The 10,938-nt window shown below is 71.5% G+C and carries 8 protein-coding genes and 1 rRNA gene; 7 read left to right on the top strand and 2 right to left on the bottom strand.

The genetic code is table 11. The features are described from left to right. The first annotated feature begins 88 nt into the window (after positions 1–88). Entirely contained in the window at positions 89–1,882 is a 1,794-nt protein-coding gene (locus IF64_RS0121160; RefSeq protein WP_030533903.1) for a protein kinase domain-containing protein, read from the top strand. A 191-nt stretch (positions 1,883–2,073) separates the two neighbouring features. After that, positions 2,074–2,874, top strand: coding sequence for a purine-nucleoside phosphorylase (locus IF64_RS0121165; RefSeq protein WP_051758043.1), 801 nt, complete (start codon positions 2,074–2,076; stop codon positions 2,872–2,874). Between the two features lie 474 nt (positions 2,875–3,348). On the opposite strand, the gene IF64_RS0121175 is transcribed toward IF64_RS0121165, so the two are convergent. After that, a complete protein-coding gene (locus IF64_RS0121175) occupies positions 3,349–4,629 on the bottom strand; it encodes a PucR-like N-terminal domain-containing protein (RefSeq protein ID WP_051758044.1) in 1,281 nt (426 codons plus the stop codon). 153 nt (positions 4,630–4,782) lie between these two features. Between IF64_RS0121175 and IF64_RS0121180 the strand changes: the two genes are divergently transcribed. The 5 genes from IF64_RS0121180 to hisS all read left to right on the top strand — a co-directional run bounded on the left by IF64_RS0121180 (position 4,783) and on the right by hisS (position 10,647). Next, on the top strand, positions 4,783–6,444 hold the full coding sequence (locus IF64_RS0121180) for a phospho-sugar mutase (RefSeq protein ID WP_030533906.1): 1,662 nt from the start codon (positions 4,783–4,785) through the stop codon (positions 6,442–6,444). A gap of 4 nt (positions 6,445–6,448) precedes the next feature. Next, complete coding sequence (locus tag IF64_RS0121185) at positions 6,449–6,901, top strand: flavodoxin family protein (RefSeq protein WP_030533907.1); 453 nt, start codon at positions 6,449–6,451, stop codon at positions 6,899–6,901. 150 nt (positions 6,902–7,051) lie between these two features. Then, positions 7,052–7,720: an LppX_LprAFG lipoprotein gene (locus IF64_RS0121190; RefSeq protein ID WP_030533908.1), complete on the top strand. Its 669-nt coding sequence runs from the start codon at positions 7,052–7,054 to the stop codon at positions 7,718–7,720. Positions 7,721–7,759: 39 nt separating this feature from the next. Beyond that, positions 7,760–9,325, top strand: a complete 1,566-nt coding sequence (locus IF64_RS0121195; protein WP_084706002.1) for an MFS transporter — start codon at positions 7,760–7,762, stop codon at positions 9,323–9,325. Between the two features lie 47 nt (positions 9,326–9,372). Next, positions 9,373–10,647, top strand: coding sequence for a histidine--tRNA ligase (gene hisS, locus IF64_RS0121200; RefSeq protein WP_030533910.1), 1,275 nt, complete (start codon positions 9,373–9,375; stop codon positions 10,645–10,647). Positions 10,648–10,851: 204 nt separating this feature from the next. On the opposite strand, the gene rrf is transcribed toward hisS, so the two are convergent. Then, positions 10,852–10,938, bottom strand: a 5S ribosomal RNA gene (rrf, locus tag IF64_RS26275); the annotation flags it as partial.

Raw genomic sequence — 10,938 nt, forward strand, 5'->3', positions numbered from 1 at the left:
CGTCAAGTGTGAGGCTGATCGCGGCCGGAGGGCCCACGCCGTGGGTACCCGCACGCCCCGCGAAGCCGGCAGCCGACAGAATGGGTGCGTGTCCGCAGACCAGCCGCGTGTCGTCGCAGGCCGCTACCGACTCGAGTCCGTGCTCGGTTCCGGCTCGATGGGCACCGTCTGGGTCGCCCACGACGAGTTCCTCCAGCGCCAGGTCGCGCTCAAGGAGGTGCGCGTTCCGCCCGGCGTCCCGGCCGAACAGGTCGCCGAGCTGCGGGAACGCACCCTGCGCGAGGCCCGCGCCATCGCCGCGCTGTCCCATCCCAACGTCGTGGTGCTGCACGACGTGGTCCGCGAGGGCCACGACCCGTACGTCGTCATGGAGCTGCTGCCCTCGCGCAGCCTCGCCTCGATCGTCGAACACGAGCGCCTGACCACCGCGCAGGCCGCCACCGTCGCCGAAGCCGTCGCCGCCGCGCTCGAGGCCGCCCACACCGCGGGCATCACCCACCGCGACATCAAACCCGGCAACGTCCTCATCGCCCGCGACGGACGCATCAAACTCACCGACTTCGGCATCGCCCGCAACGTGTCCGAAGTGACGATGACCCACACCGGGATGATGCTCGGCTCCCCCGCGTTCATCGCCCCGGAGGTCGCCTCGGGCGGAGCCGTCACCTACGCCGCCGACCTGTGGGGACTCGGCGCGACCCTGTTCGCCGCCACCGAGGGACGGCCCCCGTACGACGAGGGCGGCGACCCGCTCGCCACCGTCACCGAGGTCGTCCACGGAAAACCGCCCCGCCCCACCGCCGGTCCCCTCGCCGCGATCATCCAGGGCCTCATGGCCAAGGATCCGTACCGGCGGATGGCGCTGGCCGAGGTGCGCCGCAGGCTCCGGCCGCTGCTGCCCGCCCACGGCGACGACGTGTTCCCCGCGGAACTGTTCGACGAGCCCGGCGACACCCCCGCACGCTCGGCCGACCGGGACGCAGGCGCCACCCAGATCATCCCGCGGCTCCCCGCCGACGAACCGGCAGCCGACTCGCCGGCGGCCGCTGTTTCGAGCGCTGTCTCCGGCGCTGTCTCCGGCGAGGACTCCGGCACGGGCTCGGCCGGCGACTCCGACTCCGCGGCAGGTGGCGGGCAGCTCGCCGCCGACCCCGGCCCGTTGCCCTTCACCCCGGCAGGCGGACCCCGCCACGCCGCCGAACCCGCCACGCCGGCCACGTCGCGACGCCGCCTCGTGCTCATCTCCGTCGCCGTGGCCGTCGTGTTCCTCCTCGCCGTCCTCGGCGGATTCCTCCTCGTCCGCACCGTCTCCGGACAGTCGATCGGACCACCCACCGGCGTCTCCACCGGCCACGACACCGGCGACACCACCGTCGCCAACCTCGAAAGCCAACCGCTCCAGGTACGCCACGGCGACGCGACCAACCTGCGCGGGGCCAAAGGCGGACTGTTCACCGTCCGCGTGCCCGCCGACTGGAAACGCTTCGTCACCCAACGGCCCGCCGACGTGCTGCCCACCAGCACCCGCATCCAGTTCGTGTCCCTCGACGGCGCCCGCACCCTCGCCGTGGAACGCTACGCAGGCGAACAACTCAGCGCCGCCCAGTACGTCTCCCGCCTCGGCGCCTCCTGGAACTCCCGCGACTTCACCCTCGTGCAACAGGAACAGCTCGGAGACAAGGACGGCGTCCGCATCACCTACCGCACCGCCGAACGCGGCACCGGCGACGACCGCGCCATCAACCGCAGCACCACCGCCGACGTGTTCACCACCAACACCGGCCTGTGGGTCGTCGGCATCACCGTCCCCGTCGACCAGGAACGCCTCGGACGGCAACAACTCTTCGACCGCATCGCCCCCACCTTCCGGCAGACGGACTGATTTATCGCGCCACTGGTTCTCCTATCGCGCCACTGCAATCGACCTCCGCGTGGGTTGAGTGAGGGGTCGGCTCTGGTGCGCGGGTTGCGGTCCGTTGGGGCTCGGGGCGATCGCGTTGCATCCGGAGGTGCCCGGCGGTCCGATCTCGCGCGCGTGCGTCGGGCGGGCGCTGCGGATCGTAGGATCCGGCCGTGACTTCTACCTTCGTTACCGCCGAGGCCCACGAGGCCGCCGACGTCATCGCCTCGCGAACCGGGGTGGCCCGCCACGACATCGCGATCGTGCTCGGATCCGGCTGGCGACCCGCCGCCGACGTCATCGGCACCGCCGACACCGAGGTCGAACTCGGCGACCTGCCAGGATTCGAGAAGCCCAGCGCCGTCGGACACGGCAGCACGGCCCGCTCGGTGACGCTCGGCGACAAACGCGCCCTCGTCCTACTCGGCCGCACCCACCTCTACGAGGGCAGGGGCGTGGCCAGCGTCGTGCACGGCGTCCGCACCGCCGCCGCGGCAGGCGTGGGCACCGTGCTGCTCACCAACGCCGCAGGCGGACTGCGCGACGGCTTCGAGGTCGGCCAGCCCGTGATCATCGCCGACCACCTGAACATGACGGCCACCTCGCCCATCACGGGCGCGAACTTCGTCGACCTCGTCGACCTCTACTCGAACCGGCTGCGCGACGTGGCCAAGACCATCGACCCGTCGCTGGCCGAAGGCGTCTACGCCGGACTGCCCGGCCCCCACTTCGAAACCCCTGCCGAGATCCGCATGCTGCGCACCCTCGGCGCCGACCTGGTCGGCATGTCGACCGTGCTGGAGGCCATCGCCGCCCGAGCCGCAGGGCTCGAGGTGTTCGGACTGTCGCTCGTGACGAACCTGGCCGCGGGCATCACCGGAGAACCGCTCAGCCACGAGGAGGTCATCGAGGCGGGCAGGGCATCGGCCGAACGGATGGGATCGCTCCTGCGGGAACTGGCGATCCGCGCCTGACCGTCACGTCACCTCGCACGTTCGCGGGCCCGTGGCCGAACGGCACGGGCCCGCACGGCGATCACTTCGAGGTGACCGTGCCGGTGATGATCGGCACGTCGGTGACTTCCCTGCGAATCATCGCGGGTCCTTTCAGGTGGCGGATGTTCCGCGCGCCGTGGACACCCCGCCGAAGGCGGTGACAGCGCTGTCGGGTGCCGGTCGAAGCGGTCACGCGGGTGGAACCAGCTCGAACTCGAGCCAATCTGTCGGACCGCCGCGACCCCGGCAATAACCCGATCGAGTAGGCCGAACGGCCCCGCAGACCCCGTTGTCACCGCATGACAAAACTGCACCTTGCGTTGCTCACCAGGGCGCAGCCGAGGACGACTTGAGGGTGGCCTACACCACCCGAAGCACCCCGGGTTTCAGTGCCTGCAGTTTCAGTGCACTCCGGTTCAGTACGCGCCGGGGATTCGAGTGCATTCCGGAACGTCAGTGGGCACCGGCGTCGTGGCGTTTCAGCAGACCGCGCGCGAGCAGTCCGGCGGCGAGCCACACCCGGCCGTCGGGGTCGTACATCCGATCGCCGTAGCGCTCCTCCAACTGGTGGACGCGATACCGCACCGTCTGTGGGTGGATGTCGAGCTGCGCGGCGATGTCCGGGGCACTGCCCCGGCGCTGGATCCACGCCAGCAGGGTTTCGGCCAGCCGCTCCCGCTGCCGCGGGTTCACGCCCGCGAGCGGAGCCAGCGCACGCTCGCTGAGCAGCCGCGCCAACGGCGGGTCGCTGAGCAGCCAGAGCGTGAGCAGGTGGTCGTCGGCGACGAGCGGCTCCGCACCACGGGACGCCCCGTCGCCGTCAGGGGAATCGGCAGGGGAATCTTCAGCATCGACGGCCCCGACGGCCCCAACGACTCCGGCCCCAACGACTCCGGCGTCGCGCAGTTCGGCGAGCCGCCTGGCCCAGCGCAGCGAGTGTGCCGCGTCCGCGACCGCCACCACGGGGCCCTGCACCGCCCGCCACCCGCGCAGGTCCGCCTGCACGAGAGTCCCCTCGCGCTCGGGGATCACCACGCACGGCACGTCGCCCTCGAGGTCCACGAGAACCTCGTCGGGCAGGTCGGGGGACGCGGCCGGATCGCCGGGCCGGTCGACGACGGCCACGGCCAGCCGGTCGGGCAGTGTCCAGGCTGCGGTGCGTGCGAGCTCCTCGAGCACGTCGGCACGCACCGACTCCTCCTGCACCAACACCTCGAGCAAGCGCTTGCGCCGCCGTTCCAGCGCGCCCGCGGCACGGGCCTGCGCGGCCGTGTAGCCCTCGTGGGACAGCTCCGACAGCTCGTCCATATAGGCGAACAACGCGGCCGCGAGCTCGCACATCGTCTCCACCTGCAGGCCTGCGCCCAATCCGACCTCGGCGAGCCGCTTCCACCCGACCCGCGCCCCGAGCCGGAACGCCGAATGCAACACCTCGAGCCCGCGTCCCTCGGCCACCTCGTACCGGCCGAGCTGACGGAACACCTCCTCGGTCTGCTCGGTGGCCGACGCGTTGCCCAGCAACCGGTCGAGGAAGTCGACGACGCCCTGCTCGACGCCGTCGCGGATCGCCGCGCCGAACACGCCCTTCAGCGGGCGCTGGTACTCGGGGATCGAGTACTGGATCTGTTCGATGATCCGCTGGGCGACCGTCCCCGCGGTGTCGCGGAAGGCAGGCGCCATGCGGGCCAGTTCCTCGCGTGCGGACGGACTCACGAGCGCGGCGTTGCGCAGCACGGCAGGTGCACACCCCCTCTGGAGGAGTGTCCGAGCCGGCACGCAGCCGGCAGCCGTCGGACACCCCTGCGGCAAACGGGGGCGACGCTATCGACACCGGCCACAGCCTGACAACATGACCCGGTGCCAGAGTCAGCAGAACAACCCGCCCGGCTGACCTCCGACCTGCGCGACGCCGCCTACCGGTGGATCGCCGACGACCCGGAGGCCGGCACCCGCGACGAGCTGCAGGACGTGCTCGCCAGGGCCATGGGAGGCGAGAGCGCCGCGGTCGCCGACCTCGAGGACCGCATGTCCGGTCCGCTGTCGTTCGGGACGGCGGGACTGCGCGGTCCGGTGCGCGCGGGGGCGAACGGCATGAACACCGCCGTCGTGGTGCGCACGACCGCGGGAGTGGCGCAGTGGCTCACCGACTCCGGACACGCGGGCGCCCTGGTCGTCGTCGGCCGCGACGCCCGGCACGGGTCCGACCGGTTCGCGGTGGCCGCGGCCGAGGTGCTCACCGCCGCGGGGTTCGCCGTGTCGATGCTGCCCGCCCCGCTGCCCACGCCGCTGCTGGCGTTCGCGGTCGGGCATCTGGGTGCGGCGGCGGGCATCCAGATCACGGCGTCGCACAACCCGCCCGCCGACAACGGCTACAAGCTCTACGACCACACCGGCGCGCAGATCGTGCCGCCGGCCGACCGTCGCATCGAGGCGGCCATCGAGGCCGCGCCCGCCGCCACCGCCGTACCCCGCGCGCAGGGTGCGACGACCGTGGACGTGCTCGACGCCTATGTCCGCGCGGCCTCCGCGCTCGCGACGGGCTCGGCGAGGGACGTGCGTGTGGCCGCGACCGCGCTGCACGGCGTGGGCGCCGACGTCCTGGAGGCGACGCTGCGCCAGGCCGGGTTCACCGATATCCACCTCGTCGAGGCCCAGCGCGCGCCCGACGCCGACTTCCCGACCGTGGCGTTCCCGAATCCCGAGGAGCCCGGCGCCACCGACCTGCTGCTGGAGCTGGCCGACGAGGTGGGCGCCGACGTGGCGATCGCCCTGGATCCCGACGCCGACCGGTGCGCTCTCGGTGTCCCCGGCCGCGACGGGACCTGGCGGATGCTGCGCGGCGACGACACCGGCGTGCTGCTGGGCGAACACGTGCTCTCGGCCGTACCCGGTGAGACGCCGGAGAGTCCGCTGGTGGCCACGACGATCGTGTCGTCGTCGATGTTGGAGAGCATCGCCGCCGCCCACGGCGCGCGCTACGCGGAAACGCTCACCGGGTTCAAGTGGCTGGCGCGCGCGGGCGACGGTCTGGTGTTCGCCTACGAGGAGGCGCTCGGCGTGTGCGTGGCCCCCGAGCTCGTGCACGACAAGGACGGCATCTCGGCTGCGGTCGTCGCCTGCGATCTGGTGGCGACGCTGAAGGCGCAGGGACGCACCCCGCTCGACGTGCTCGACGAGCTCGCGGTGCGCCACGGCGTGTACCTCACCGACCAGGTGTCGTTGCGCATCACGGATCTGGCCGCACGCGCCGAACTGATGGCGGGGTTGCGGGCCGATCCGCCGTCGACGCTGGCCGGGGTCGAGGTGGCGGCCGAGGATCTGCTGCCCGATGCCGACGTGCTGCGCCTGCGCGGCGACGGCGTGCGCGTGGTGTTCCGCCCGTCGGGCACGGAGCCGAAACTGAAGACCTACCTCGAGGTCACCGAGCCGCCACCCGGCGAAGCAGGCCGTCTGGCCGAGGCGAGGGAACGTGCGGGCGAGCGCCTCGCCGCGCTGCGCGCCGACCTCGAGCGGCGGTTTGCCGGCGCGGGCGCGGGCCAGGCACCCTGACGCCGTGGCCACGCTGCTGATCGTTCACCACACGCCCTCGCCCGGGATGCAGGCGATGTTCGAGTCGGTCGTCTCCGGCGCGACCGACCCCGAGATCGAGGGCGTCGACGTCGTCCGCAGGCCCGCGTTGTCGGCGACCGCGGCCGACGTGCTCGGCGCCGACGGCATCGTGCTGGGCACTCCCGCCAACCTGGGCTACATGTCGGGCGCGTTGAAGCACTTCTTCGACACCGTCTACTACCCGTGCCTCGATGCGACCCGCGGCCTGCCGTTCGGCTACTACGTGCACGGCAACGAGGGCGTCGAGGGCGCGGAGAAGGCGATCGCGACGGTCACGACCGGTCTCGGATGGCAGCAGGCGACCGCTCCGGTGACCGTCACGGGCGAACCCGGCAAGGACGACCTGGCCGCGTGCTGGGAGCTGGGCGCCACCGCCGCGGCGACCCTCATGGAATGAGGCCACCGGGCTGATCCCGGGTGCCGCGTCAGCCGGCAACCTTCCGGCGAAGGGGCGGCGAACAGGCCGGCGAACGAGGCGGCAGCCGGCCCGTCCGCCCGATACGTACCGGCCGAGGGCGGACCCCTGCGCCCCAGTACGGTCACCCGTATGCGCACACGTCGACTTCTCGCGGGTTCCCTGGCCGCCGTGGCGTTCGCCGCCACCGCTTGTTCCGATTCCGACGAATCGCTGCCCGACGGTGCGCAGCTCGTCGACGACGCGGCCAAGGCCACGTCCGACATCGAGAGCACCCACTTCGCACTGCAGGTCAACGGAGACATCCAAGGCCTGGTGATCCAGTCGCTCGACGGCGACCTCACGAGCTCCGGCGAGGCCGAGGGCAGCGGCACCCTGAAGCAGGCCGGCCAACTCGTCGAGATCGACTTCGTGCTCACCGACGGCTCCCTGCACGTGAAGGGCCCCACCGGCGGGTACCAGCAGTTGCCCGAGTCGATGGTCACGAGCATCTACGACCCGGCCGCCGTGCTCGACCCCGACCGCGGCGTCGCCAAGCTCGTCTCGAGCCTCGACAGCCCGGAGACGACCGCGCAGGAGGAGGTGAACGGCGTCGAGACCTACAAGGTGGAGGGCAAGCTCGAACGCGACGTGCTCGCGGAGATCCTGCCCGGCGTTCCCTCCGCGGCCGACGTCGCGTTCTGGCTGCGTGACGACGAGTCCCGCCTGCCGGTGAAGGCGACCGCCACGTTCGGCGAGTCGACCGTCGACATCACACTGTCCGATGTGAACAAACCGGTGTCGATCGACCCGCCGCAGTGATCGACAGGCGACGACACGACGGATGGTGACCACACGGCCATGACGGACACGCCCAGCACACCTGCGACCGACGACGAGGTTTCCGTCGGCACGGCAGCGGACGAGGCGGTGCGGCCGCACCGCGGGCGTGCGCTCGCGATCAGCGCGGGCGGTCTCGCCGTCCTGCTCGGCGCGCTCGACACCTACGTCGTCATCGGCCTGCTGCGGCAGATCATCGAGGACCTGCAGGTGCCGCTGAACCGGATCGAGCGGGTCACGCCGATCGTCACCGGCTATCTGCTCGGTTACGTCGCGGCGATGCCACTGCTCGGGCAGGCCTCCGACCGCTTCGGGCGCAAGGCGTTGCTGCAGGCGTGCCTGGGCACGTTCGTCGCCGGCTCGGTGGTGACGGCACTCGCGACGTCGGTGCCGATGCTCGTCGCGGGCCGGGTCGTGCTGGGTGTCGCGGGCGGTGCGCTGTTGCCGGTGACGCTCGCACTGGCCGCCGACCTGTGGTCGCAGCGGCGCAGGGCCGCGGTACTCGGCGCCGTCGGCGGCGCGCAGGAACTGGGCAGCGTGCTCGGACCGGTGTACGGCATCGCGATCGCCGGCCTCGCCGGGTGGCGCGCCGTGTTCTGGGTGAATGTGCCCCTGGCGCTGCTGGCGATGGTCGTGGTGCACCTGTCGGTCCGCGGCGGACGGCCCGCGACGCGGCAGAAGTCCGACGTGGTCGGCGCGGGGCTGCTCGCGGTGGCGCTGGGCCTGCTGGTCGTGGCGCTGTACAACCCCGAACCGCAGGAGCAGGTCCTGCCCGAGTGGGGCGTTCCGGTGCTCATCGCCGCCGCCGTAGTGTTCGCGGCGTTCGTCGCGTGGGAGATCACGGCGCGCACCAAGCTGCTCGACACCACCAACGTGCAACTCCGGCCGCTGTTCGCCGCGCTCGGTGCGAGTCTGGCGGCGGGCGCGGCGCTCATGGTGACCCTGGTCGACGTCGAGCTGTTCGCCCAGACCCTCCTCGGTGAACGCGACGAGGGCGCCGTGCTGTTGCTGCTGCGGTTCCTCGTCGCGCTGCCCGTGGGTGCCGTACTCGGTGGGTTGCTGGCCAATCGGATCGCCGAGCGGTGGGTGGCCTGCGCGGGTCTGCTGATCGCGGCCGCGGGGTTCCTGCTGATGTCGCACTGGCCCGCCGACGTGCTGTCCAGCCCGCACGAACTCGGCCCCGTGACCCTGCCGCGGCTCGACACCGACCTGGTCGTCGTGGGCCTCGGACTCGGCCTGGTGATCGCGCCGCTGTCGGCGGTCGTGCTGCGGGTGGTGCCGGACGGGCAGCACGGGGTCGCGTCGGCGGGGGTCGTCGTGGCACGGATGACGGGCATGCTCGTCGGCATCTCGGCGTTGTCGGCGTGGGGGCTGCACCGCTTCCACAGCCTCACCGCCACGCTCGACGTGCCGTTGCCGATGCTCTACCCGAACGACGCCGCCTACGATCAGGCCGCCGCCGAGTACGCGAGCGCGGTCAAGGACGCCATGCTCACGCAGTACACGGAGATCTTCGCGATCACCGCACTCGTGTGTGTGGTGGGTGCGGCCCTCGCCCTGCTCAGTGGCCCCAGGCGCGCTCGATAGACTCGGCGGGTATCCCTGCCCGTACGTGAGGTTCAAGGACTTTCGTGGTGAAGATCGACAACAGCCCCGCGAGGGGAACCCGTGACCTGCTCCCGACTGCGGTGGCGGTGCGCGACCATGTGCTGTCGACGATCACCGAGGTGTACGGCCGCTACGGTTACCAGCGCATCGAGACGCCTGCGCTGGAGCGCATCGAGCGACTGTCCGGCGGGCAGGGCGGCGAGAACGAGAAGATGATCTTCCAGGTGCTGCGCCGTGGCCTTCCCGAACGCATCGAGGCCGACACCGAGCTCGCCGAGCTCGTCGACATGGGCCTGCGCTACGACCTGACCGTTCCGCTCGCCCGGTTCTACGGCCAGCACCGGGCCGAGCTGCCGACGCCGTTCCGGTCGTTCCAGTTCGGACCGGTGTGGCGCGCGGAGCGTCCGCAGAAGGGGCGGTACCGGCAGTTCTACCAGTGCGACATCGACATGGTCGGCGAACCGGGCATGCTCGCCGAGGCCGAGCTGATCGAGGCGACGACGCAGGCGCTCAACCGCGTCGGCCTCACCGGCACGACGGTCCGGATCTCCGACCGCCGGTTCCTGTCGGCCCTCGCCTCCGAGGCCGGTGTGCCCGCCGAGGCGCAGGACGGCTTCTTCATCACGTTGGACAAGCTGGACAAGGTCGGCTGGGATGGCGTCGCCGCCGAGCTCGACAAGCGTGGTTTCGGACCGGACGTCGTGTCCGCAGCCCGGGACCGCATCGAGGCACTGGGCGAGGTGCCAGGCGACAAGCTGGTCGCCACGCTCTCCGATGTGCTGCCGAGCCTGCCGCAGGCCGTGCTCGACGATCTGGCCACGACCGCGGGCTGCCTGTCGGACATCGGCACGCAGCACGGGGTCACGTGGGAGTTCGACCCGACGCTCGTGCGCGGCATGGGCTACTACACGGGGCACATCTTCGAGGTCGCCGCGCCGGGCGCCGCGGGTTCGGTGGCCGGCGGTGGGCGCTACGACAACCTCATCGGCCGTTCGCTCGGCACGGATGTACCTGCGTGCGGGTTCTCCATCGGGTTCGAGCGCATCGTCGACCTGCTGTCCGAGCCCCCGGCCCGCGACCGGCTGGCCCTGCTGTACGACACGGACGTGCCGACCTCGACCGTGCTGGCCACGGCGCGCGAACTCCGGACGGGCGGACGGGCCGTCGCTCCGGTCGGCCGCAGTGGCAAGTTCGCCGCCCAGCTGAAGCGGCTTGAGGCCGGCGGCTACAGGGCGTTCGTCCACCTGCGCGCAGACGGCGACGGATCGCTCGAGGAACGTCCCCTCCGCGGAGACGACTGACTCATCCCCGACGACGAAAAGGGGTGCGTGGCTCAGTGAGTCACACACCCCTTTTCGTGTGCTCACGGCGGCCTGCCGGAGTACGGAGAACCGCCAGTGGACAGTAAGACCGCGATGAAACGAGCGCCGTACAACGAAACGAACCCCTCGGCGAATCCCCATTCCAGGGACTCAAGCCGAAGGGCTCGTCTCTCTATTAAGTAAGTTCGGCGGTGTCCTACTCTCCCACACCCCTACGAGTGCAGTACCATCGGCGCTGGCAGGCTTAGCTTCCGGGTTCGGAATGGGACC

The organism is Prauserella rugosa, assembly GCF_000719975.1.
GTDB classification, from domain to species: Bacteria; Actinomycetota; Actinomycetes; order Mycobacteriales; family Pseudonocardiaceae; genus Prauserella; species Prauserella rugosa.